This is a genomic window from Embleya australiensis, assembly GCF_051903075.1.
Lineage (GTDB): Bacteria > Actinomycetota > Actinomycetes > Streptomycetales > Streptomycetaceae > Embleya.
The window spans coordinates 1093505-1115371 of sequence record NZ_CP182422.1 but is presented as its reverse complement, the minus strand read 5'-3'; the positions used below and the strand labels follow the sequence as shown (position 1 = coordinate 1115371).

General features: G+C 72.4%; 21 protein-coding genes. 9 read left to right on the top strand and 12 right to left on the bottom strand.

Annotation, left to right across the window (positions count from 1 at the left end):
• The first annotated feature begins 51 nt into the window (after positions 1 to 51).
• Positions 52 to 1152 carry a nucleotidyl transferase AbiEii/AbiGii toxin family protein gene (locus ACMXN5_RS04560; protein WP_439674108.1) on the top strand — a complete coding sequence of 367 codons (1101 nt, stop codon included), beginning with the start codon at positions 52 to 54 and terminating at the stop codon, positions 1150 to 1152.
• On the opposite strand, the gene ACMXN5_RS04555 is transcribed toward ACMXN5_RS04560, so the two are convergent.
• Positions 1149 to 2822 carry an AMP-binding protein gene (locus ACMXN5_RS04555; RefSeq protein WP_439674107.1) on the bottom strand — a complete coding sequence of 558 codons (1674 nt, stop codon included), beginning with the start codon at positions 2820 to 2822 and terminating at the stop codon, positions 1149 to 1151. The two genes, ACMXN5_RS04560 and ACMXN5_RS04555, sit on opposite strands and share 4 nt — an antisense overlap.
• A 223-nt stretch (positions 2823 to 3045) precedes the next feature.
• Here ACMXN5_RS04555 and ACMXN5_RS04550 point away from each other — a divergent pair, with 223 nt between their 5' ends.
• Positions 3046 to 3921 carry a response regulator transcription factor gene (locus ACMXN5_RS04550; RefSeq protein ID WP_439674106.1) on the top strand — a complete coding sequence of 292 codons (876 nt, stop codon included), beginning with the start codon at positions 3046 to 3048 and terminating at the stop codon, positions 3919 to 3921.
• Between the two features lie 668 nt (positions 3922 to 4589).
• On the opposite strand, the gene ACMXN5_RS04545 is transcribed toward ACMXN5_RS04550, so the two are convergent.
• Positions 4590 to 4979, bottom strand: coding sequence for a hypothetical protein (locus ACMXN5_RS04545; RefSeq protein WP_439674105.1), 390 nt, complete (start codon positions 4977 to 4979; stop codon positions 4590 to 4592).
• Between the two features lie 217 nt (positions 4980 to 5196).
• Between ACMXN5_RS04545 and ACMXN5_RS04540 the strand changes: the two genes are divergently transcribed.
• Both ACMXN5_RS04540 and mtnC read left to right on the top strand, forming a co-directional pair.
• Positions 5197 to 5778: a 1,2-dihydroxy-3-keto-5-methylthiopentene dioxygenase gene (locus ACMXN5_RS04540; protein ID WP_439674104.1), complete on the top strand. Its 582-nt coding sequence runs from the start codon at positions 5197 to 5199 to the stop codon at positions 5776 to 5778.
• The gene (gene mtnC, locus ACMXN5_RS04535) at positions 5775 to 6527 is read left to right on the top strand and encodes an acireductone synthase (RefSeq protein ID WP_439674103.1); all 753 of its coding nucleotides are present in this window, start codon (positions 5775 to 5777) and stop codon (positions 6525 to 6527) included. Before ACMXN5_RS04540 ends, mtnC begins: the two co-directional genes overlap by 4 nt.
• 74 nt (positions 6528 to 6601) lie before the next feature.
• Here mtnC and ACMXN5_RS04530 read toward each other — a convergent pair whose 3' ends face one another.
• From ACMXN5_RS04530 to ACMXN5_RS04495, 8 genes are all read right to left on the bottom strand, one after another.
• A complete protein-coding gene (locus ACMXN5_RS04530; RefSeq protein WP_439674102.1) occupies positions 6602 to 7399 on the bottom strand; it encodes a ferredoxin reductase in 798 nt (265 codons plus the stop codon).
• On the bottom strand, positions 7392 to 8006 hold the full coding sequence (locus ACMXN5_RS04525; protein ID WP_395786537.1) for a sulfite oxidase-like oxidoreductase: 615 nt from the start codon (positions 8004 to 8006) through the stop codon (positions 7392 to 7394). The genes ACMXN5_RS04530 and ACMXN5_RS04525 overlap by 8 nt, the downstream gene beginning before the upstream one ends.
• A 14-nt stretch (positions 8007 to 8020) precedes the next feature.
• Positions 8021 to 9382 carry an amidohydrolase family protein gene (locus ACMXN5_RS04520; RefSeq protein WP_439674101.1) on the bottom strand — a complete coding sequence of 454 codons (1362 nt, stop codon included), beginning with the start codon at positions 9380 to 9382 and terminating at the stop codon, positions 8021 to 8023.
• Entirely contained in the window at positions 9379 to 10158 is a 780-nt protein-coding gene (locus ACMXN5_RS04515; RefSeq protein WP_439674100.1) for a nucleoside phosphorylase, read from the bottom strand. Before ACMXN5_RS04515 ends, ACMXN5_RS04520 begins: the two co-directional genes overlap by 4 nt.
• Positions 10155 to 11123 (bottom strand): ABC transporter permease, encoded by a 969-nt coding sequence (locus ACMXN5_RS04510; protein WP_439674099.1) that lies wholly within the window; start codon positions 11121 to 11123, stop codon positions 10155 to 10157. Before ACMXN5_RS04510 ends, ACMXN5_RS04515 begins: the two co-directional genes overlap by 4 nt.
• 2 nt (positions 11124 to 11125) lie before the next feature.
• Positions 11126 to 12325, bottom strand: a complete 1200-nt coding sequence (locus ACMXN5_RS04505; RefSeq protein WP_439674098.1) for an ABC transporter permease — start codon at positions 12323 to 12325, stop codon at positions 11126 to 11128.
• A gap of 13 nt (positions 12326 to 12338) precedes the next feature.
• Positions 12339 to 13949 (bottom strand): ABC transporter ATP-binding protein, encoded by a 1611-nt coding sequence (locus tag ACMXN5_RS04500; protein WP_439674097.1) that lies wholly within the window; start codon positions 13947 to 13949, stop codon positions 12339 to 12341.
• Positions 13950 to 14041: 92 nt separating this feature from the next.
• A complete protein-coding gene (locus ACMXN5_RS04495; protein ID WP_439674096.1) occupies positions 14042 to 15118 on the bottom strand; it encodes a BMP family ABC transporter substrate-binding protein in 1077 nt (358 codons plus the stop codon).
• Between the two features lie 661 nt (positions 15119 to 15779).
• Here ACMXN5_RS04495 and mtnA point away from each other — a divergent pair.
• A complete protein-coding gene (gene mtnA, locus ACMXN5_RS04490; protein WP_439674095.1) occupies positions 15780 to 16775 on the top strand; it encodes an S-methyl-5-thioribose-1-phosphate isomerase in 996 nt (331 codons plus the stop codon).
• Between the two features lie 207 nt (positions 16776 to 16982).
• A complete protein-coding gene (mtnB, locus tag ACMXN5_RS04485; protein WP_395786544.1) occupies positions 16983 to 17627 on the top strand; it encodes a methylthioribulose 1-phosphate dehydratase in 645 nt (214 codons plus the stop codon).
• A gap of 101 nt (positions 17628 to 17728) precedes the next feature.
• On the opposite strand, the gene ACMXN5_RS04480 is transcribed toward mtnB, so the two are convergent.
• The gene (locus tag ACMXN5_RS04480; protein WP_379997820.1) at positions 17729 to 18712 is read right to left on the bottom strand and encodes a LysR family transcriptional regulator; all 984 of its coding nucleotides are present in this window, start codon (positions 18710 to 18712) and stop codon (positions 17729 to 17731) included.
• A gap of 273 nt (positions 18713 to 18985) precedes the next feature.
• On the opposite strand from ACMXN5_RS04480, the gene snpA reads away from it, so the two are divergent.
• From snpA to ACMXN5_RS04465, 3 genes are all read left to right on the top strand, one after another.
• A complete protein-coding gene (gene snpA / locus ACMXN5_RS04475; protein WP_395786545.1) occupies positions 18986 to 19648 on the top strand; it encodes a snapalysin in 663 nt (220 codons plus the stop codon).
• Between the two features lie 162 nt (positions 19649 to 19810).
• Positions 19811 to 20212, top strand: a complete 402-nt coding sequence (locus tag ACMXN5_RS04470) for an NTP pyrophosphohydrolase (protein WP_439674094.1) — start codon at positions 19811 to 19813, stop codon at positions 20210 to 20212.
• A 74-nt stretch (positions 20213 to 20286) separates the two neighbouring features.
• The gene (locus tag ACMXN5_RS04465; RefSeq protein WP_439674093.1) at positions 20287 to 20742 is read left to right on the top strand and encodes a hypothetical protein; all 456 of its coding nucleotides are present in this window, start codon (positions 20287 to 20289) and stop codon (positions 20740 to 20742) included.
• Positions 20743 to 20749: 7 nt separating this feature from the next.
• Here ACMXN5_RS04465 and ACMXN5_RS04460 read toward each other — a convergent pair whose 3' ends face one another.
• Positions 20750 to 21685 carry a hypothetical protein gene (locus ACMXN5_RS04460; RefSeq protein ID WP_439674092.1) on the bottom strand — a complete coding sequence of 312 codons (936 nt, stop codon included), beginning with the start codon at positions 21683 to 21685 and terminating at the stop codon, positions 20750 to 20752.
• Positions 21686 to 21867 lie beyond the last annotated feature (182 nt).

The following is a 21867-nucleotide window of genomic DNA, read 5'->3' as shown; positions in this document are numbered from 1 at the left end:
TCGTGGGACCCGGCGGTTGCCCCGCTGCCCGCCGACGTGGAGGATCGTGCGATGCCCGTGCCGCCACCCCACCTCGACCCCGACGCGGCGACCCGATGGCGGCGCGCCCGCGCCCGGGCCGTGGACCATCTCCTGGCGGCCGTGGCCGGGTCCCGCCGGGTCGACGAACTCGTGCTGCGCGGGAGCGTGTTGCTCAAGGCCTGGTACGGCGCGGCGGCCCGCGACCCGGGTGACCTCGACTTCGTGGTGACGACGAAGGGGTGGGGGCCGGAGGACGGCCGTACCGACCGGATGTTCGCCGAGATCGTGCGCCGCGCCGAGGAGTCGTCCGCGACGGATGCGTTTTGCGTGCGGGTCGTCGCGACCCGGGCCCTGGACGAAACGCTCCGGGCCTACGACCGCGCGCCCGGCCGCCGACTCGGACTGCCGTGGCGGGCCGAGGGGTTGCCGGGCGGGACGGTGCACCTGGACTTCGTCTTCGGCGAACGCCTGCCGAGCGAGCCGGAGTTGGTCGAGGTCCCGCGCTCGGACGGCACCGGCACACACCTGCTGGTCGGCGCCACCCCCGAACAGTCGTTGGCCTGGAAGTTGTTGTGGCTGGTCGAGGACGACCACCCGCGCCCCCAGGATCTCCACGACGCGGTACTGCTCGCGGAGCACGTGCCGTTGCCCGTCTCGCTGCTGCGGGCCACGTTCATGGCGTTCGACCCCGGCCACGGCGGCCGCCCGTTCACCGTGGCTTCACTCGCCCTGGACCGGGTGAAGCCCTTCGAACCGGGCCACGATCACCCCGAGTTGATGGCCGACGAGCTACCGGCACGACTGATTCGGGCGCTCGCACCGACCTTCGCCGCAGACGCCGGGTCCGGCGAGAGCGGGTATGCGCGGGCCGTGCGGCGGTTACGCCCCTGGATCGAGAAGTGCCGTGCGCTGCGTGGGGATTCGCGGGCACTGTCGGACGTGATCACAGCCGACTCGTGGCATCTGGACTCGGCCCTGGTGGTGTACCGCGAAGTGATGGGGCCGGGGACCTGCGACCTGGCCGAGGCCGCGCGGGTGGTGACCGGCCACTGGGACGCGCGGCCGGCGCAGGTCGGACACGAGCGGTGGCATCCGTATGTGGTGGCGGAGGCATTCGGGCGGTTGGGTTAGGGGTGGGGTGGGGGTTGGGTGAGGAGCTGGATGGAGCGTTCGCGCATTTCGATTTTGCGGACTTTGCCGGTCACCGTCATGGGGAACGCGTCGACCAAGTGGACGTAGCGCGGGATCTTGTAGTGGGCCAACCGGCCGGTGCAGAACTCGCGGAGGGCGCCGGCGGTCAACTCCGGGGCGCCGGGGCGGAGTTTGATCCAGGCCATCAGCTCCTCGCCGTAGCGGGCGTCCGGGACGCCGACGACCTGGACGTCCTCGATGTCCGGGTGCGCGTACAGGAACTCCTCGATCTCGCGTGGGTATACGTTCTCGCCGCCGCGGATCACCATGTCCTTGATCCGGCCGACGATGGAGACGTAGCCGTCCGCGTCCATCGTCGCCAGGTCGCCGGTGTGCATCCAGCCGTCGGCGTCGATCACCTCGGCGGTGCGCTCGGGGTCGCGCCAGTAGCCGAGCATCACCGAGTAGCCGCGCGTGCAGAATTCGCCGGGGGAGCCCTCGGGGACGGTCGCGCCCGTGGTCGGGTCGACCACCTTGATCTCCAGGTGCGGGTGGACCCGGCCGACCGTACCGACCCGGCGCTCCAGCGAGTCGTCGCGGCGGGTCTGGGTGGACACCGGCGACGTCTCGGTCATCCCGTAGCAGATGGTCACCTCGGTCATGCCCATCCGGTCGATCACCCGCTTCATCACCTCCACCGGACACGGTGAACCGGCCATCACGCCCGTGCGCAGCGAGGACAGGTCGTACTTGCCCGCCTCGAAGTCGGGCAGGGCGAGTTCGGCGATGAACATGGTCGGCACGCCGTACAGGACCGTGCACCGCTCCTCGTGCACGGCGCGCAGCGTGGCGGCCGGGTCGAACAGCGCGGCCGGGATCACCATGCACGCGCCGTGGCTGGTCGCGCCGAGATTGCCCATCACCATGCCGAAGCAGTGGTAGAAGGGCACCGGCAGGCACACCCGGTCGGCGGCGGTCCAGCCCTGGATCTCGGCGACCAGGAAGCCGTTGCCGAGGATGTTGCGGTGGGAGAGGGTGGCGCCTTTCGGGAAGCCGGTGGTGCCGGAGGTGTACTGGATGTTGATCGGATCCTCGGGCCGCAGCGTGGCCTCGCGGGCGCGCAACCGGTCGAGCGAGACGTCGGCGCCCTCGGCGAGCAGGGCGGGCCAGTCCGGGGTGTCGATGTGCACGACACGTTCCAGGTCGGGGCAGGTCGGGCGGACCTCGGCGACCATCGCGGGGTAGTCGCTGGTCTTCACGCGCGAGGCGGCGATCAGGAGCCGGGTCCCGGATTGGGCGAGCGCGTATTCGATCTCGTGCACCCGGTAGGCCGGGTTGAGGTTGACCAGGATCGCGCCGACGCGGGCGGCCGCGTACTGGACGAGGGTCCATTCGGCGCAGTTGGGCGACCAGATGCCGACGCGGTCGCCCGCCTCGATGCCGACGCCGATCAGGGCGCGGGCGAGGTTGTCGACGGCGGTGTCGAACTCCGCGTACGTCCAGCGCCGGTCGCTCGCGCATTCGACGAGCGCGTCGTGGTCCGGGTACGCGGCGGCGATCCGGGCCAGGTTCGCGCCGATGGTCTCGTGGGGGAGGGGCGGCGTGCGCTCTCCCTGGCGGGAGGACGGGGGGATTTCGGCCTGTGGCGGGGCGGGCACGGGGGTGGTCATCGCGGGTCACCTGCCTGGACGGGGTGGGTGGCGGGGCCGGGTTTTCGGTGTGGCGTGTCTGTGTGGTCGCGACGGTAGGTGGGCGCGGGTGGGGGCGGCGAGCGGAGTACCCCCGAATGGGGGTGATGCCGGGCGGGGCTCGGCAGTACGGTGCCCGGGCGCGGTGTGGGTGTGCCCTGGACGGGTACGACGCGAGCCTGAGTGTGGAGTGTGGGGAGGGGCCATGGGCGGACCGGCGGCGGGCTCGGTCGAGGATCCGCTGGCGCGGGCCGTCGAGCGGTTTCGGGCGCGGACCGGGGTGGACGTGGCGTTCGCCGGGCCGTGTCCGAGTACGGCGGACCGGTTGGTGATCTCGTACCTGAGCGGCACCTCGACGCGCGTGTTGGCCGGGTTGACGGTGGTCGCCGGGAGCGGGGTCGGCGGCAAGGCGATCACGACGCGGCGGCCGGTGCGGGTGGTGGACTACGTCGCGGCGTCGGCGATCAGCCACGAGTACGACCGGGCGGTCACGACGGAGGGGGTGCGGGCGGTGTTCGCGGTGCCGGTTCCCGTGCCGGGGCCCGGCGGTGGGCGGGGGGTGGTGGCGGCTGTGCTGTATGGGGCGTTGCGGCGGCCGTCGGACTTCGGGGACGGCATTTTGACCACGGCCTGTGATGCGGCGCGGGAGGCGGGGCACGAGATCGCCGTGGCGCGTGAGGTCGAGCAACGCATGGCGCGGGCGGCGGAGTTGCCGGGGTGGGCGGCGTTGGAGATCCGGCTGGCCCATGCGGACTTGCTGGCGCTGGCGGGGTCGGCCGCGGTCGATGATCCGGCGCTGGGGGAGCGGCTGCGGGCGGTGTGTGGGCGGTTGGCGCGGACGGCGGCCTCGGTCGGGGAGGGCGGGGGCGCCGTGCGGGCGGCGGGGCCGCGGTTGACGGTGCGTGAGACGGATGTGTTGGCCCTGGTGGGGGTGGGGCGGACCAATGCGGAGGTGGCGCAGGCGCTGGGGGTGGGGGCGGAGACGGTGAAGAGCTACCTGCGGTCCGCGATGCGGAAGCTTGGGGCGCACAATCGGGTGGAGGCGGTCGGCGCGGCGCGCGCGACGGGGCTGTTGCCGTAGCCCTTGCGGGCGGCGGGGGCGCCCGGTGCGATCGAGCCCTCACCCGACGGAGGCCGGAGTCTCGTCCCGGCCGTCCTCAAACGCCGGACGGGCTGGTTTGGTTGGCTGCCGTGCCGTGGCTTGCGGCCGCGAGTCGGCGTACCTTTGTTTGTCCTCAGGCGCCGGACGGGCTGGATTGGTCGGTTTCGGGTGTCTGGGTTGCGGCTGTGAGTCGGTGTGGCTTTGTTTGTCCTCAGGCGCCGGACGGGCTGGATTGGTCGGTTTCGGGTGTCTGGGTTGCGGCTGTGAGTCGGTGTGGCTTTGTGGCCCTCAAGCGCCGGGCGGGCTGGATTGGTTGGCTCCCGCGCCGTGGCTTGCAGCCGCGAGTCGGCGTGGCGTTGTTTGTCCTCAAGCGCCGGATGGGCTGCGCGTGACTGGGTTGTGAGTTGGCTTGGCTTTGTTGCCCTTGAGGGTCGGGTGGGCTGAGGCGGTCTGGTTCGGTGTTTGGCGGTGAGGGTTCCCCCCCGGGTGGTCAGCCGGCGATTCGGACCACGGTTACGGTGAGTACCGAGGCTGATACCTGGTAGACGGCGATTACGCTGCCGCACGTGACCTCGCGATGGTCCTTGTGGTATGTCGGTGTGGATCCGCAGCCGTAGGGGTCCCTCGCGACGTGGGCCATGCCGTTGTCAAGATCCCGGCGCTGGCTCGGGGTCAGGTTGGCCCGGTCCCTTTCGGAGGTCGGACTGTAGCTGATCCTGTACGTCGGCAAGGCTTTCCCCCTCGATCAGACGCCTTTCGGCGGCCTCGTACAACTCGCGGACCCATGCGTGGGCGGCTTCGTCCTCCGCTTCGATCTCGGGGGTGCGCGCCCACCTGTACAGCGTCAGATGCATGTCTCGCGCCGGCGTGTTCTCGATCTCCTTGGTGAAGGCGTCGCGCCGGTCCTCGGGCAGGGCCGCGCGAATGCCGGCGATGGTGGCCGGCAGCACGACGAGCCGGCCCCCGACCGTGGTCCGGAAGTGCCGGCCGTCCGGCTCCGGTCCGTCGTCCCGGGGTTGGTGTGTGCCGTCGTTCATGTGGTCCTCTCCATTGCGGAAGGTCGGATGCTCTCAGTGTGCTTGTGTGTGCGGTGTGTGAGCAAGGGTGGGGCTGGGGCGAGTCCCGAAGCGGTGGTGGGGGGAATCGGGGGAGACGGTAGTTTTGGGGATGGTCCGGGGGGCCTTTGGTGTTTGATGTGTACCGGATTTGGTGCTCGGGGAGTTTGCCCCGATCGAGTACTCGTGGAGGGACGCCATGTCCTTGTTGACCGTGTGGCCTGAGGACGATGCCACCGAGGTGGTCGTGCGGACTTCGGAGCCGGGGGAGATCGCTCGGGAGCTGGAGCCGATCGGGGTTCGGTTCGAGCGGTGGACGGCCGATGTGGCGTTGCCGGATGGGGCTACGCAGGATCAGGTGATCGCGGCCTACAAGACCGAGGTGGACCGCATTTCGGCGGCCGAGGGGTACATCCTCGTGGACGTGATCCGGTTGCAGCCGTCGGATGATCCGGAGTGGCCGGCCAAGGCCGCCGGGGCGCGGGCGAAGTTTTTGACCGAGCACACGCATGAGGATGACGAGGTGCGCTTCTTCGTCGAGGGCGCCGGCATCTTCTACCTCCACATCGCCGGCCGGGTGCACGCGGTGTTGTGCGAGGCGGGCGATCTGCTCTCGGTGCCCAAGGGCATCACGCACTGGTTCGACATGGGCGTGGAGCCCTCGGTGGCCGCGATCCGGTTCTTCCACGACGAGGACGGCTGGGTCGGCGACTTCACCGGTGACCCGATCGCCTCGCGCTTCCCGGACTTCGACGAGATCTGGGCCGGGTACGCCGCGTGAGCTCAGGCACGAACCCGGTCGACGCGCCGCTGACGGTGGTCGTCGACATCGAGGGCACCACCAGCGCCACCGGCTTCATCACCGAGCAGTTGTATCCGTACTCCCGCGTGCACTTCGCCCGTTGGCTGGACGAGCACGGCGACCACCCCGACGTGGTGCGTGCCGTCGAGGCCGTGCGTGAGCTGATCGGCGAGCCCGACGCGGACGACCGGCGGATCGTCGAGGCGTTGAACGGCTGGCTCGACCGGGATGAGAAGGTCACGCCGCTCAAGGCGCTCCAGGGCCTGATCTGGGCCGAGGGCTTCGCGTCCGGCGAACTCACCTCGCACTTCTACCCGGACGCGATCCCGGCGCTGCGCGCGTGGCACGCGGCCGGGCATCGGCTGTACATCTTCTCCTCGGGCTCGGTGGCCGCGCAGCGTGCGTGGTTCGGCAGTTCGCCCGAGGGGTCGCTGCTGCCGCTGTTCTCGGGGCACTTCGACACGGAGAACGCCGGCCCGAAGCGGGTCGCCGACTCGTACCGCACGATCGCGGCGCAGATCGGCGAGCGGCCGGAGCGCCTGGTCTTCCTGTCCGACGTGGTCGAGGAGTTGGACGCGGCGCGCGAGGCCGGGTGGTGGACCATCGGCGTACGCCGGCCGGACGCCGACGAGCCGTACTACGACCGGGGCGTGGGTGATCACCCGGAGACGGCCACCTTCGCCCGGCTGGACCTGACGGGCGCTCGGCCGATCCTGCGCGAGCCCTGAACAATAAGCGAGAGATGGGCGGTCGGCGGCACGAACTCCCGTGCCGCCGACCGCCCTTCGGCGAACAGACAGGCTCAGCCGAAGCGCTCCACCCGGATCCGGGTCCTCGGTACGCCCGCCGAGGTGAGCAATCGGCCCGCGTGTTCGGCGAATCCGGTCGAGCCGCAGACGAAGACCTCGCAGCGCTCGTCCGCGACGGCCGCCGCCGCGTGCGGGGCGAGCGTGTCCGGGGTGAGCCGGCCCACCGGATGCGGATACCCGGGCGGCGCCGCGCGGCTGTACAGGACGGTGTGCTCCTCGCCCGGCAGCGGGGCCAACTCCGCCGCGTACAACAGGTCTTGCGGCGTGCGGGCGCACGCGACCAGGCGCAGCGGCACGCTCAGCGCGCGGCGCCGCCGGTGGCGCACCATCGCCATCAGCGGGACCAGCCCCGACCCGCCCGCCACAAGGAGCACCGGCCGATCGCCCGGCCACGCGAAGAACCCGCCCAGGGGGCCGCGTACCTCCAACACGTCGCCGGGCCGGGCCACATCGTGCACGAAGCCGGACACCTCGCCGCCCGGCACGCGGTCGACGGTGAACTCGATGTGCCCCTCGTCGTCCGGCGCGGAGGCGACCGAGTAGTGCCGCTGCGCGGTGTAGCCGTCGGCGGCGGTCAACCGCAACATGTAGTGCTGGCCCGCCACATGCGCGTTCCACACCGGCAGCGCCAGGCGCACGGTCACCGCGTTGGGCGTCTCGCGCCGTACCTCGACCACGGTCGCGCGCTGCCAGTCCACGGCGCCGCGCAGGCTCGGCGCAGCCCGGCCGGGGGCGGCGAAGGCGGGGATGGGCGGGAGGCTCACCAGGCCCGCCGGGGTCGACTCAGTCACCGGAGTACCGCTCCTCTGCCCACGGGTCGCCCCGATGGTGGTAGCCGTTGACCTCCCAGAAGCCCGGCTCGTCGTGGTCCAGCAGGCGCAGGCCCGCGATCCACTTGACGCTCTTCCAGAAGTACAGGTGCGGCACCAGCAGCCGCGCCGGCCCGCCGTGCGCCGGGGTCAGCGGCTCGCCCTCGAAGTCGAAGGCGATCCAGGCCCGGCCGCCGGTCAGGTCGGCGAGGGCGAGGTTGGTGGTGTAGCCGGTGTGCGAGAAGGCCACCGCGTGGGTGGCGCCGGCGCGCGGTCCGGCCTCGGCCAGGAACACGTCCAGCGATACGCCGGTGAAGTCGGTGCTCAGCTTCGACCAGGACGTGACGCAGTGGATCGGGCCGTCGTACGTCTCCCGGGGCAGTGCGCGGGCCTGGTCCCAACTCCACGAGCGCGGCCGGTCGACCAGCCCGTCGATCCGGAACGACCAGTCGGCCGGCGCCAGTTCGGGAGTGACCTCGGCGGAGAGAACCGGGAAGTCGTGGCGCGCGTCGTACTGCCCCGGCGGCAGCCGCGGATCACGCTCGGCGGCGGTGTGCCGGCCGACGAAGCCACGCGTGGTGGAACCCATGTCGCCTTCTCCCTTCACGTCGTTCGACCAGGACCGGGACCAGGACCGGGTCCGGGAGCGGCCTCGGGGCGGCCGGCCCGCTCCCGCAGCGCCCCCGCGAGCGCCTCGACCTCCTCGATCGCCGCGCCCTCGTCGATCGTAAGCAACCGCCGGTCGCGCAGCACGATCCGGCCGTCGATCACCGTGTCCCGCACATCGGCGGGCCCGGCCGCGTAGGCGAGCATCGACCACGGGTCGTGCCGGGGCGTCAGGTGCGGCCGGTTCAGGTCGAGCACCACCAGGTCGGCCGCCTTGCCCACCTCGATCGACCCGGTCAGCGCGCCGATCCCGATCGCCCGCGCGCCGTCGACGGTGGCCATTCGTACCGCCGTGCGCGCGCCGACCACGGTCGGGTCGGGCGCCCCGGAACCGACCCGGTGCAGCGTCGCCGCCGCGCGGATCGGGCCGAACAGGTCGAGCGCGTTGGCGCTGACCGCGCCGTCCGTACCCAACCCCACCGGCACCCCGGCCGCCAGCAGTTCGGGCAGCCGCGCCACCCCGGAGGCCAGTTTGAGGTTGGACACCGGGCAGTGCGCGACACCCGCGCCGGAGTCGGCGATCAACCCGATCTCCTCGTCGGTCAGGTGCACCGCGTGCGCGAGCAGCGTGCCGGGGCCCAGCAGCCCCAAATGGTGCAGGAGTTCCACCGGCCGCCGGCCGTGACGGCGCCGTACGCTCTCCGCCTCGGCCGCGTTCTCCGCCGCGTGGATGTGCAGCAACGCGCCGTGTTCGCGGGCCAGTTCGGCCACCGCGAGGAGCCGGTCCGGGTCGAGCGTGTACGTACTGTGCGGCGTCACACAGCGGATCGCCGTCCGGGCCAGCAACCGCGGTGCGAGCCGCAGCCGGGCCGCGAAGTCGAGCCCGTCGGGCGGCCCCGGCACATCCATGAACGTCGGCCCCGTCACCAGCCGAAAGCCCGCTTCGGCGGCGGCCTCCAACCCGGCCTCGGGAAACCAGTACATGTCCATCGCCGTGGTCACGCCCGCCCGGATCGACTCGGCGAGCGCCAACCGCACCGCGGCGCGCACCACGTCGGCGGACAACACCGCGCTCTCCGCGGCGACCAACCGGTCCAGGAACACCTGGAGATCGACGTCGTCGGCCGTACCCCGGAACAGCGTCATCGCCGCATGCGAGTGTGCGTTGACCAGCCCCGGCAGCACCAGGCACCCCCGCGCGTCCAGGGTCGGCGCACCCGGGAACCGCGCCCCCACCTCGGCCGCCGGCCCCACCGCGACGATCCGCCGGTCGGCGATCGCCACCGCGCCGTCGGCCACGTACGTATCGGCCGCGTCGGCGGTGAGCACCGCACCGCCGGTGACGAGCAGATCGATCACGCGCCGTCCGCCGCCTCGTCCTCGGCCAGCCGGTACAGCGCGTCCAACGCCACCACCACGCCCCGCTCGACGCCCTCGGCCACCACCGTGCGATGCGGGTCGTAGGTCGACGCGCCCGACTCGTCGACCAGATCGTCGGCCGCGATGCCGTCCACGACCAGCACCCCGCCGGCCCGGTGCCCGCCCAGCGCGGCCCAGACCAGCAGCGCCGACAACTCCATCTCGATCGCCAGCACACCCGCCGCCTGATACGGCTTCATCGGCAGTTCCAACACACCCGGCATGAACGCCGCCCGGGTCCACACCGTGCCCCGATGGTGCGGCGCCGCGTGCGCGCGGGCCGCGCCCTGGAGCGCGAGCACCACCTCCGGCGTGGCGGACGCCGGGAACTCGGCGGGCACCAACTGCTGGGTGACCCCGTCGTCGCGCACCGCGCCGGTGGCTATCACCAGGTCCCCGTCGTGCACCCCGCGCGCCATCGCGCCCGCCGTGCCGAGCCGGACGAAGGTGCGCACCCCCGCCTCGGCCAACTCGCCGAACAGGCATACCGCGCCGGGCCCGCCCACCCCGTGTGAGGACACCACCACGGGCAGCCCGCGCCAGGTGCCCGCGTAGCTGACGTACTCCCGGTTGGCACCGATTCGCCGCGCGTCGTCGAGGCGTTCGGCGACCAGCGCGGCACGCGCCGGGTCGCCGACGACGAGTGCGTGCGCGGGCAGCCCGCTGCTGGGGATCCGGGTGATCGGCAATACGGCGGGGCGGGTGGTGGTGGTCATGAGGGCGACTCCGTGGTGGTGCGCGCGATGCGGCGTGGACGGGGGATGCGGCCGGTGAGCCGGCCCGGCGGCGCGCCGCCGCGTCGGCCGCGCGAACGGGTGGCCAGGAACAGCGCGACCAGGGTCATCACGTAGGGCGCGGCGTCGGCGGCCTGCTGGGGCATGCCCTCGCCCTGGAGCCGGAAGCCGATCGCCTCGACCAGCCCGAACAGGATGCCGGCGAGCAGCACCCCGACCGGCAGCGCCCGGCCGAGCATCACCGCGACCACGGCGATCCAGCCGCGACCGGCCGTCATGTTCTCCGAGAACAGGGTCACGTTGCCCAACGCGAGCTGCGCGCCCGCCAGTCCGCACAACGCGCCCGAGGTCAGGATCGCGGCGTAGCGGTAGCGGGCCACGCTCACCCCGAGCGACTGCGCCGCCTCCGGGGCCTCGCCGACGCCGCGCAGCCGTACTCCCCACGGGTGCCGGGACAGCAGGACCGCGATCACCACGACCGCGACCCAGGACAGGTACACCAGCGGCGAGTGGCCGGACAGCGCCGGACCGACGAAGGGCACCGACTCCAGGCCGGGGATGTCCACCGGTCGCAGGCCCTTGAGGTCCGGGTCGCCGAAGGTGCCCTGCTTGCCGAAGACGGTCCGCAGGAGGAAGCCGGTCAGGCCGACCGCGAGCAGGTTCAGCGCGATGCACAACACCACCGCGTCGGCGCCGAGGGTGACCGCGCCGATGGCCAGCAGCAGCGAGAAGACCATCGCGGCCAGGACCGCGGAGATCACCCCGATCCACACGCTGCCGCCGAACCAGCTGCCGGTGACGGCGGCGAAGCAGCCGATCAGCATGGTGCCTTCGAGGGACACGTTGAACACGCCCGCGCGTTCGCACAGCGCGCCGCCGAGGGCGGCGAACAGGATCGGGGTGAGCGCGCGCAGGGCGGAGAAGATCAGTTCGGCGTCGAAGGACATGGTCACTTACCTCCGTCGCCGCGCGCGGGGGCGGGCACATTCGGGTCGGGATCAGGCGGCGATACCGTCGCGAGCGGTCCGGGATCGGCCCCTCGCCCGAGTCGGCGCAACCACCCGCCCTTGCGGAAGACCCCGCCGCGCACGGCCAGGAAGATGATCACCACGGCCTGGAGCACCGAGGTCAACTGCTGCGGCACGGCGGTCTCCTGCTCCATGCCGAAGCCGCCGATGGTCAGCGCGCTGAAGAAGAACCCGGCCGCGACCGTGCCCAGCGGGGACGCGGCGGCCAGCAGCGCGGCGAGCAGCCCGGTCCAGGTGTAGCCGGGCGTGGTCAGCGAGCCGTCGACCAGCCGGTACGGGAAGCCGAGGACGGCGATCGCGCCGACCAGCCCGGCCAGCGACCCGGAGGCGAACATCAGCCGCAGGGTCAGCCGGGCCCGGTCCACCCCGGCGTAGCCGGCGAAGCGCGCACCCAGGCCGGTCATCCGCACCTCGTAGCCGGCCGCGGTGCGGTGGTCGACCACGAAGTAGATCAGCGCGGCCAGCCCGATCAGCACGATCCCCACGCTGACCCCGGTGCCAGCGCCGGATCCGGCGGCGAACTCGGGCAGCTTGACGCCCTCGGGCAGCCGATCGGTCTGCGGGATGCCCGAGCCCTTCTGGAGCAGCGGGAAGCGCACCATGTAGGACACGAACGACATCGCCGGGTAGCTCAGCAGCAGGCTGCTGACCAGGAGCGGAACACCGCACCGCGTCTCCAGGACGGCGGCCAGCGCGGCCCACAGGCCGCCCGCGAGCATGCCCGCGAGCAGGGCCAGGACCACGGTGATCGCGCTGGGGAAGGGCGAGTACAGGCCGACCGAGACGGCGGCCAGGCCGCCCAGGACCAGTTGGCCGTCGCCGCCGAGGTTGACCAGGCCCGCGCGCAGCGGGATGGCCAGCGCCAGGGCCAGGCCGACGATGGGGATGCTCTCGCCGAGCGTGTCGCCGATGCCCTCGGAGCCGAACGCGCCGGTGAATACCGCGCGATAGGCGGTGAACGGGTCGGCGCCGGTGCCGGCCAGGATGATCGCGCCGAGCAGCAGCGCGGCCACGATGGACGCGGTGACCGGGGACAGCACCGCGCCGCGCAGGCGCAGGGCGGCGTACCGGGCCGGTCCGGGGGCGTGCTCGATGGCCGTACCGGCCTTGATGGCAGTCATGTCTGATAACCCGTCAGGCCAGGTGGGCGGTGGTCGGTGCGGAGTCGGGATCGGAGTCCGGGTCGGCGTCCGCGGTCGCCTCGATCGTGCCGCCCGCCATGGCCAGGCCGATCCGGTGCGGATCGGCCTCGGCGCGCGGGAGTTCGGCGACGACGCGGCCCTCGTACATGACCAGGACCCGGTCGGCCAGCGCCAGGATCTCGCTCAGCTCGGCCGAGACGAGCAGCACGCCGTGACCCGCGTCGCGATACTCCACCAACCGCGCGTGGATGTTCTCGATCGAGCCGATGTCCACACCCCGGGTGGGCTGTTCGACCAGGAGCAGCGGCGCGTCGTGGGTGATCTCCCGGCCCAGGATGGCCTTTTGCTGGTTGCCGCCGGACAGCGTGCCGATGGTCACCGCGGGGGAGGCGGCCTTGACCCCGAAACGCTCGATCACCCGCGTCGCGTGCTCGCGGATCGCGCTCCGGCGCAGGAAGCCGCCGCGCGCCACGAGCGGCGCGGTGCGGTGGAAGCCCATCGCCAGGTTGTCCGCCAGCGAGGCGTCACGCGCGGCGCCGACGGTGGCCCGGTCCTCGGGGACGTAGGCCAGACCGGCCGCCCGTCGCCGCTGTACCGAGGCGCCGCTCACGTCCGAACCGGCCACCAGCACCCGACCCTCGGCGGCGGGCCGCAACCCGGCCAGGGCCTCGACCAGTTCGCTCTGCCCGTTGCCCGCCACGCCCGCCACGCCGACGATCTCGCCGGCCCGTACGGTCAGCGACACGTCCTCGACCAGCGGCTTGGCGCCGCGCCCGGCCGACACGGTGAGCCCGCGCACCTCCAGCACGTCGGCGGCGGGGGTGCCGGCCGGGTGGGTGCGGTCCAGGTCGATCCGCCGGCCCGTCATGGCCAGCGCGATCTCGGCCGGCGTGGTCTCGGCGGTGGCCAGTCGGGCGGTGACCCGGCCGTCGCGCAGCACGGTGACCCGGTCGGCGACCGCCATCACCTCGCCCAGCTTGTGGGTGACGAGCAACACGGTGCGCCCGGAGCGGGCCAGGCCGCGGATCACCTCCAGGAGGCGATCGGCCTCGGCGGGGGTGAGTACGGCGGTGGGCTCGTCCAGGATCAGCACTCGCGCGTCGCGGTAGAGCAGCTTGAGGATCTCCACCCGCTGCTGCACGCCCACCGGCAGGTCCGCGACGCGCGCGTCGGGCGGTACGCGCAGGCCGTGCGTCTCGACCAGTTCGGCGACCCGGGCCCGGGCGGCGGCCCGGTCGACCAGGCCGCGGCGGGTCGGCTCGCTGCCGTAGACCACGTTCTCCGTGACGGTCAGGGACGGGAAGAGCTTGAACCCCTGGTGCACCATGCCCAGTCCGGCCGCGATCGCCTGGACCGGCGAGCCGAAGGAGTGCTCGGCGCCACGCAGCAGGATGCGGCCGGCGTCCGGGCGTTGCAGGCCGTACAGGATCGACATCAGCGTCGACTTGCCCGCGCCGTTCTCGCCCATGACGGCGTGGATCTCGCCGGTCTCCACCCGCAGATCGACCCGGTCGTTGGCCAGTACGCCGGGGAAGCGCCGGACGATGCCGCGCATCTCGACCTCGGCGAAGTCACCGGGGGCGGCGGCGTGCTGATCGTTCATCGGGCGGGTCTCCGGTGGAAAGGGGGCGGTGGGACGGGCGTCGGCCGGGGTCGGGGCGCGGTGTGTGCCGCGCCCCGACCCCGGCTCGCGAACTACTTGGCCGCGGCCGGGTCGGCCACGGTGATCGTGCCCGCCACGATCTGGTCGCGCAGACCCTGGACGGTCTTGATCACCTCGGGACGCTGGGCGATCAGGCACTGCGAGGTCTCCACGCCGCTCTCCAGGCCGGTGAGGGTGATGCCGCCCTCCTTGACGCCGTAGGAGGTGACGCCGCCGGGCTTGCCGCCGACGATCTGCTCGACGCCCTTGTCCACCGCGACGTCCGTGCGCTTGATCACGTTGTCCACGACCGTGCCGGGTGCCGCCGAGCACTGGTTGACGTCCACGCCGAACGCCTGGAGGCCGGCCGACTTGGCCGCGTTGAACACGCCGAGGTTGCCCGCGGCGGAGGCGGCGCCCATCACCTGGTCGACGTCCTTGGCCTTGAGCGACGCGGTCTGCTCGCCGGCGCGGGCCGGGTCGTTGAACGGCTTTTGGCCGCCGACGAACAGCTGGGTGAAGGAGCTTGCCGGGTTGGTCTGCTTGGCGCCCGCGCCGAACGGGTCGGAGAAGCGGCGGATCTGCGGGCTGTCCAGCGCGACCACCGCGCCGACCTTGCCGCTCTTGGTCAGCAGGCCCGCCTCGGCGCCGGCGAGGAAGGTGCCCTCGTGCTCGCGGAAGGTGGCGCAGGTGATGTTCGGGTACGGCTTGGTGGTGCACGAGTCCACGAACAGGAACTGCTGCTTCGGGTTGGCCTCGGCCTGCTGGGCCAGCACGTCGGCGAACTCGAAGCCGACCGCCACCACGACGGCGGGCTTTTGCCGGACCGCGGCCTCGACGTTCTGCTGGATCGCGCTGGTGTCCTTGCTCTCCAGGACGGTCGCGGTGCCGCCGGCCTTCTTGGCCGCGTTCTGGGCGCCGGTGGCGGCCAGCTTCAGGAAGTCGTTGACGCCGATCGGCTCCGGGGTGACCAGCACCACGTTCTTGCCGGTGCCGCCGCCCGTGCCGCCGGCGGCCGGGGTGCTGCCCTTGTCCTTGTCGGCGGAGGCGTTGCACGCGGTGGCGGCCAGCGCGGTGCCGACGAGGAGACCGGCCACGGCGAGGCGGTGGCGGAAGGTGTTGCGGTACATGAGCGTCCTTGGGAGGAGTGTCGACGCCGGGGGTGCGGTGTGGCGTCGGTGGTTCGGGGACGGAAACCCCGCGATCCCGGAGTCGGGTCTCGGGAGGCCGGAGCTGTGGGAGCTGTCGGAGCGGCGGACGATGCGGTGCGATCGGTGCGGGTTTGCCGGTAGGGGACGACCGGTCAGTGCGAGCGCCGACAACAGCGGTCGGTGCGGCGCGCACCGGCGTCGAGGACGCCGCGCTCGTCGAGCGAAAGGGGCGGACGGTGACACGCCATGGAGCGGCCGCGGCACTCGATGCGTACGTTGTCGCAACGCCACGTTTCGGCCACAGCCGGCTCCTTTCCGATCGAACCAGACACGCTCGAAGGTCGATGTGATGATCACATGTGACTGGTTTCGGGGGGAGGTTAGCACCCTCACCAGGCACTTCTCTCACTTGTTCAGGATGTGGACAGATTGTCCATGATGTGGCCGATGGGCGGGCGTGGGGTACGCGTGTTCGTCCCGGATGGCGGGTGTGGGTCCGTCGGGCGCGGGGCGGCGACGTAGCATCCGTGGTGCCGGACCGTGCGGTTGCCGCGTCCGCCGCCGCACTGCGGCCTGCCCTCGGACCGGTGTTCGCGCCGCCCGCGCGGCGCTTGTCCACCCGCCCGGAAAGGACCCCCCGATGGCCTCCGAGATACGTTCGCTCGCCTGGCACGACACCGGCCTGCGGCTGCTCGACCAGACCGCGCTGCCGCAGCGGATCGTGTACCTCGACATCACCGAGGTGGACGCGCTGATCGACGCCATCCGCCGGCTCGCGGTGCGCGGCGCGCCGGCGCTCGGCGCGGCGGGCGCGTACGGCGTCGCGGTGGCGATGCGGCAGGGCGAGCGGGAGGGGTGGGACGCGGCGCGACTGGCCGCGGAGATCGGGCGGATCCGGGACGCCCGGCCGACCGCGGTCAACCTGGCCGGCGGCGTGGACCGGGTGCTGCCGTTCGCGGCGAAGGGCGTGGACGCGGTGCTCGCCGAGGCGGACGCGGTGGTGCGGGAGGACGTCGAGGCCAATCACGCGATCGGCCGGCACGGCGCCGACTGGATCCTGTCCCGGGTCGGGCGTCGTCCGTTGCGGGTGCTCACCCACTGCAACACCGGATCGCTGGCCACCGCCGGGTGGGGGACCGCGCTGGGCATCGTGCGCGAACTGCACGCGCGCGGCGCTTTGGAGCTCGTGTACGTCGACGAGACCCGGCCGCTGCTCCAGGGATCCCGGTTGACCGCCTGGGAGTTGGCCCAGGAGGGCATCGCGCATCTGGTCCAGCCGGACGGCGCGGCGGCGAGCACGATCCTGCGCGGGTTGGTGGACGTCGCGGTGATCGGGGCGGACCGGATCGCGGCCAACGGCGACACCGCGAACAAGATCGGGTCCGTGGGCGTGGCACTGGCCTGCGCCGACGCGGGCATCCCGTTCGTGGTCGCGGCGCCGCTGACCACCTTCGACGACGCGACGGCGCACGGGGACGAGATCACCATCGAGGAGCGCCCCGAGTCGGAGGTGTTGGAGGTGGCCGGCGTGCGCGTCGCACCGGCCGAATCGCGCGCGTTCAACCCGGCGTTCGACGTCACGCCGGCGCGGTTGATCAGCGTGATCGTGAACGAGACGGGTGTGCGGGAGTACTGAGCCCGGCCCCGGCGGTCGATCAGCGCCGGGCGACGACGGCGCACCCATCCGTTTCGCGCGGCTCGCTCCATCCACATCCGTCCCGATCCGGGGTCGGCGTGCCCCGGATGCGAGGATGACCCGTCGGCCCCGGTCCGAGGTCCGGACCGAACCCCATCGAATCCCCACCCATCGCAGCCTCGTGAACGACACAGTGAGGAACCTCCCATGACGACCCCCGACGCCGGAATCCCCGCCTCGGTCTCGGATCCCGTCCACGCCGCCGGGGCCATCCTCGCCCGGGAGGCCGCGCGTTTCGCCGGGCTCGGCTGGATGCGCGGCACCTCCGGCAACCTGTCCGTGGTGCTCTCCCGCGACCCGCTGCGGCTCGCGGTCACCGCCTCCGGCCTGGACAAGGGCGAACTGGCGACGGACGACCTGGTCGTGGTGGACGCGGCCGGCGAACCGGTCCCCGAGGCGGCGAGCACCCCGCCGCGCCGGCCGTCCGCCGAGGCCGGCCTGCACGCCCGCGTGGTCGCGCTGACCGGGGCGGGCGCGGTCTTCCACGTACACACCCTGGCCGCGGTGCGCGCCGGCAAGCGCTGGCCGGCCGGGATCGAACTGCGCGACATGGAAATGCTCAAGGGCATCGGCCGTTCCGCGCACGACGAGACCGTCACCATCCCGGTGATCGCCAACAGCCAGGACATGACCGAACTCGGCGACCGCCTGGAGGCCGCCCTGGTCCCCGGCGTGCCCGCGGTCGTCGTCGCCTCGCACGGGCTGTACGTCTGGGGCGAGACCCCGATCCAGGCCCGCCACCACGTCGAGATCGTCGAGTGGCTCCTCGAATACCGCATCGCCGAAGGCTGAACCCGACGCACGCGGCCCATCCGGACTTCGGCACCCGAATCCCGAAGTCCGGAACGCCGCCGGGTCGCATTGCCGGCAGCACACACGATCCCGGGCCCCGGCTATGTGCGCCCGCGGGTCTGGCCGTCGTAGCGCAGGATCGGGCTGTCCTCGCGCAGCAGGCGTTGACGATAGGCGACGGCCAGCCAGGCGGCCTCGCGGTAGGCGGCCTCCAACTCGTGATACACCGTGTCGATCAGCGCCGGCGCGGGGCCGTTCTCGGTGCGGAAGGCCAGGAACAGCCGTACCGCGAGCGGATCCCCGGCCAGCGGACGCACCGCCATGTCGGGACGCGGACGCGAGGTGGGCTGGCACGGCGTGACCACCTCGCCGATCGCGACCAGGGAGGCCGCGGTCAGGTAATCCCCGTGCAGGATCCGGGGGTTGATGCCCGCGTCGGACAACACCTCGCGCAGGCCCTCCCATTCGCCGTCCACACTCGGATCGACCATCCACTGGTCGTCGGCCAGGTCGGCGAGTTTGACCTCCGGTTCGGTCACCGCCGGATGATCCGGCGACAGGGCGATGAACTGCGGTTCCCGCTCGACGAGTACGCGGCGGCGCATCCCGTCCGGAACGCGCAACGGGAAGCCCTCGACCTCGTGCACGAACGCCACGTCGAGCTGGCCGGCGGCGACCATCCCGAGCAGCGTGCTCGCCGATACGTCCACCCGGAGATAGGTGTCGGTGGTGGGCAGGCGCAGCCGAAGTCGGCGCAACCAGTCGGCGATCACCCGGTTCGCGGTGCCACCGATGCGCAGGTTCGGCCCGGCGGTGCGGACCGCCTCGGCCTGGGTGTCGATGACCAGCGCGCTCATCTCGGCCATGATGGGTCGGGCCCGGTGCAGCATCGTGAGGCCGAGGGGGGTGGGTCGGCTGCCGGTCCGGTCGCGCACGAACAGGGGGGCGCCCAGGGCGTTTTCGATGCGTCTGAGCTGGGCGGTCAACGAGGGCTGGGTCATGCCGAGCAACCTGGCCGCCGCGTGCAGGCTGCCGGTGTCGCCGATGGCACACAGTGCGCGGAGGTGCCTCACCTCGAGCTCCATGATGCGGAGGATAGGACGCTCCACCGAGGTCGTACCAGACACGTGTGCACGCGAGATCGGTCGCGGGCGGTGAATCCGCCGTAACACGATGCGTGGATGGCCGGTAACGGTGCGGGAACGCCCGGTGGTGCCACGGGAGCGGTGCGGGAACGGCGCGCGAACGGCGGGTGATACGACCGTGCTATCGCCGGTTGTCATCATCCGGGCCGGACGGGACGCCCATGAGACTCGTTTCCGCACCGAACTGGTCTTCGGCACCCAAGGAGCACCGCCATGTCCCCTGCGCGTCCCCGAACCCCCCGTAAGACCGTGATCACCGCCATCCTCGGCCTCGGCCTCGCGGCCGGAGTGATCGCCGCCCCGGCGGCGTCGGCCGGCCCCAGCGATGTGGCGGCCCCCCTTCGCCACTCCGCCAACTACACCGGCAACGAGGATCAGGCGCAGAACCAGGCGTTCCTCGACGCGGTGATGCGGTCCGTGGCCGCCAAGCGCGCCGCCGCGCCGGGCGCCGCCGTGGTCACCGTCACCTACAGCTCGTCCAGTGCGCCCACGTTCCGCACCCAGATAGCGCGTTCCGCGCAGATCTGGAACAGCTCGGTCACCAACGTCCGGCTCCAGGAGGGCAGCAACCCCGACTTCCGGTACTACGAGGGCAACGACTCGCGCGGTTCCTACGCGAGCACCGACGGCCACGGTCGGGGCTACATCTTCCTCGACTACCAGCAGAACCAGCAGTACAACTCGACCCGGGTCACGGCCCACGAGACCGGCCACGTGTTGGGTCTGCCGGACCACTACTCCGGGCCGTGCAGCGAACTGATGTCCGGTGGCGGCCCCGGCCCGTCCTGCACCAACCCGAACCCGAACGCCCAGGAGCGCTCGCGCGTCAACACCCTTTGGCGCAACGGCTTGGCGGCCTATTCCGCGAAGTCCTGACCCCGGCTCGCGGCGCCCACCGGGCTCCTCCCCGGCTCCCTTCCCCCGGGCGCCGCGTCGTCCCCATAACCGGCACCCGATCGTCGTCGATGCGACGGTCGGGTGCCGTTCCATGGGCCCGGGGTGGGGTTCGGGCGGTTGGTTCGGCGGGAGGATGGGGGGATGGAGAACCTGGTGCCGCTCGTGGTCGTGGATTCGGCGAATGTGGTGGGGGCCGTACCGGACGGGTGGTGGCGGGATCGGGTGGGGGCCACCGAGCGGTTGCGGGATGCGTTGGTGAAGGTGGCTTCGGCGGGGGTGCCGGCCGGGGCGTCCGTGCCGGAGTGGGCTTGTGCGGGGCCGGTCGAGGTGGTGTTGGTTGTCGAGGGGGCGGCCGGTGGGGTCGTCGGGGTGGAGGGTGTGCGGGTCGTGCGGGCGGAGGGGAGCGGGGACGATCGGGTGGTCGACGTCGTCGCGGCCGCGCCCGGGCGTCGATGTCTCGTGGTGACCGCCGATCGGGGCCTTCGGGCGCGCGTGGCGGCCCTCGGGGCCGAGGTGGTCGGGCCCCGCGTGGTGCGACCGTAGGGTCGGGCGCCGGATATCGTGGGGGGTGGTGGTTCGGGTGCCGCCTTGGACGTGGGTGAGTGGCGGAGGGCCGGATGACCACCAATCGGGTGCGTAAAGGTGTGATTCGGGGGCGGATGGCCGCCTCCGGGGAGTCGTATGTCGTGGCGGCGCGGCAGATGGCCGTGCCGCGCGGGGCCAAGGCTCCCGACGCGCGGACCGCGGCGGCGTTGCGCACCCGCTACTGGGAGCCGGCCGAATCGTTCGATGTGCCCTGCCCCTGCGGGGGGACGTGTGCGCCCGGTGAGCGGTGTGAGCGCTGCCACGCGACCCATCGGCACGCCGCCCGGGTGCCCGGCAGTCGGGTCGACGTGGAGGTGTGGCAGGACCGGTACGACTGCACCGGTTGCGCCAACACGTACTCGTTCGAGGTGACCCTGCCCGATCGGCCGTGGGGCGTGGTGCGGACCGTTTTGCAGCGGGGCGGGCGGGAGCCGATCGTGCGGGTCGAGGTGTTCGAGGGCGTCGACCACCCGGACCCGCCGCGCTGACGGCGGGTCAGCGCACGCGTTCCAGGCGGAAACGTTGGTCGGCGCCGCCGGAGCAGGTGGCCTGCTCCGCCTCGGCCTTGACCGTGGTTTCGGCCGGGCCGCCGAGGATACCCACGCACAGGCCGCTGTGTACCGGGCTGATGCGGTAGACGCCGGGCTCGGCGGGCTGGGCGGGCTCGATCAGGAAACGTTCGTTGGCGGCGCGGGTGCACGGGCCCGGGCTGAGCAGCGCGCCGGGGGTCAGCATGGACTCGTCCACGCGCAGGCAGCCGACGCCCTTGACCGGATGGCGCCATTCGATCTGGTACACGTCCCGGTTGAGCGAGGTCAGGTAGGTGTCCGGGACCAGGTTCGCGCACGGCATCTGGGCGGCGATGGGGCGATCCGTGCGGCCGTTGCGCTCGCGGCCCTCGCCCAGGCACAACGAGCCGTCCCGGATCTGGCCGGGCTTGATCAGGTAGTGGCCGTTGGGCAGACGACCGTGGTGGTCGTCGTCGCCGGCGCGGATCGCGACCACTATGGCGCCGGCCGCCACCACGCCCGTCGTGACGGCGGCGATCGCCCAGAGCCGCCAACGGCGTCGGGCGGGCTTCGGGGCGGTCGGCGGGTCGACGGGGGCCGGCGGCTCGGCGTCGTCCGGGCGTTCGGCGACGCGGCCGGCCGCCAGGTCGTCGCGGACCTCCAGCCAGCGGGCGCCGGCCTCCGGGCCGAGGCCGCAGGCGACGACGAGGGCCTCGACCAGATCCGCCCGGGGCAGCGTGGTGCGGCCGAGTGCGGCGGCGACCGTACTGGCCGGCAAAACCCGGCCGGACGCCTCGGCCTTGGCCGCCAATTGCCGATAGGTCAACGCCGACCACTCGCGTAACTCACGCAACAAGGCCACGTATTCGGCCGCCGTGGTCGCCGTGTCCGGCCGAGGAGCACTCTCGTCACGCCCTGTCACAAGACTCCCGTCATTTTCGTCGGCACATACTCACCGTCGCTGATGCGCGACCCATGGTGCCGGCAGTTCGACGGAGCGGCGAGCCCCAGAAAAGCGATAAACCGGACGGTGCGCGCGGGCTCCGCGATCGGGCGGCCGGCCCCGGATCCCGTCCGGAACACGTTCGGGACGGGGGCACCACC

What these genes read in the sequence shown, in the direction of transcription:
- ACMXN5_RS04500 (WP_439674097.1), bottom strand. Translation starts at nt 13,949, where the DNA reads ATGAACGATCAGCACGCCGCCGCCCCCGGTGACTTCGCCGAGGTCGAG.
- ACMXN5_RS04495 (WP_439674096.1), bottom strand. Translation starts at nt 15,118, where the DNA reads ATGTACCGCAACACCTTCCGCCACCGCCTCGCCGTGGCCGGTCTCCTC.
- ACMXN5_RS04560 (WP_439674108.1), top strand. Translation starts at nt 52, where the DNA reads ATGCCCGTGCCGCCACCCCACCTCGACCCCGACGCGGCGACCCGATGG.
- mtnA (WP_439674095.1), top strand. Translation starts at nt 15,780, where the DNA reads ATGGCCTCCGAGATACGTTCGCTCGCCTGGCACGACACCGGCCTGCGG.
- ACMXN5_RS04465 (WP_439674093.1), top strand. Translation starts at nt 20,287, where the DNA reads ATGACCACCAATCGGGTGCGTAAAGGTGTGATTCGGGGGCGGATGGCC.
- mtnB (WP_395786544.1), top strand. Translation starts at nt 16,983, where the DNA reads ATGACGACCCCCGACGCCGGAATCCCCGCCTCGGTCTCGGATCCCGTC.
- ACMXN5_RS04505 (WP_439674098.1), bottom strand. Translation starts at nt 12,325, where the DNA reads ATGACTGCCATCAAGGCCGGTACGGCCATCGAGCACGCCCCCGGACCG.
- ACMXN5_RS04550 (WP_439674106.1), top strand. Translation starts at nt 3,046, where the DNA reads ATGGGCGGACCGGCGGCGGGCTCGGTCGAGGATCCGCTGGCGCGGGCC.
- ACMXN5_RS04525 (WP_395786537.1), bottom strand. Translation starts at nt 8,006, where the DNA reads ATGGGTTCCACCACGCGTGGCTTCGTCGGCCGGCACACCGCCGCCGAG.
- ACMXN5_RS04470 (WP_439674094.1), top strand. Translation starts at nt 19,811, where the DNA reads ATGGAGAACCTGGTGCCGCTCGTGGTCGTGGATTCGGCGAATGTGGTG.
- snpA (WP_395786545.1), top strand. Translation starts at nt 18,986, where the DNA reads ATGTCCCCTGCGCGTCCCCGAACCCCCCGTAAGACCGTGATCACCGCC.
- ACMXN5_RS04510 (WP_439674099.1), bottom strand. Translation starts at nt 11,123, where the DNA reads ATGTCCTTCGACGCCGAACTGATCTTCTCCGCCCTGCGCGCGCTCACC.
- ACMXN5_RS04555 (WP_439674107.1), bottom strand. Translation starts at nt 2,822, where the DNA reads ATGACCACCCCCGTGCCCGCCCCGCCACAGGCCGAAATCCCCCCGTCC.
- ACMXN5_RS04540 (WP_439674104.1), top strand. Translation starts at nt 5,197, where the DNA reads ATGTCCTTGTTGACCGTGTGGCCTGAGGACGATGCCACCGAGGTGGTC.
- ACMXN5_RS04515 (WP_439674100.1), bottom strand. Translation starts at nt 10,158, where the DNA reads ATGACCACCACCACCCGCCCCGCCGTATTGCCGATCACCCGGATCCCC.
- ACMXN5_RS04545 (WP_439674105.1), bottom strand. Translation starts at nt 4,979, where the DNA reads ATGAACGACGGCACACACCAACCCCGGGACGACGGACCGGAGCCGGAC.
- ACMXN5_RS04480 (WP_379997820.1), bottom strand. Translation starts at nt 18,712, where the DNA reads ATGGAGCTCGAGGTGAGGCACCTCCGCGCACTGTGTGCCATCGGCGAC.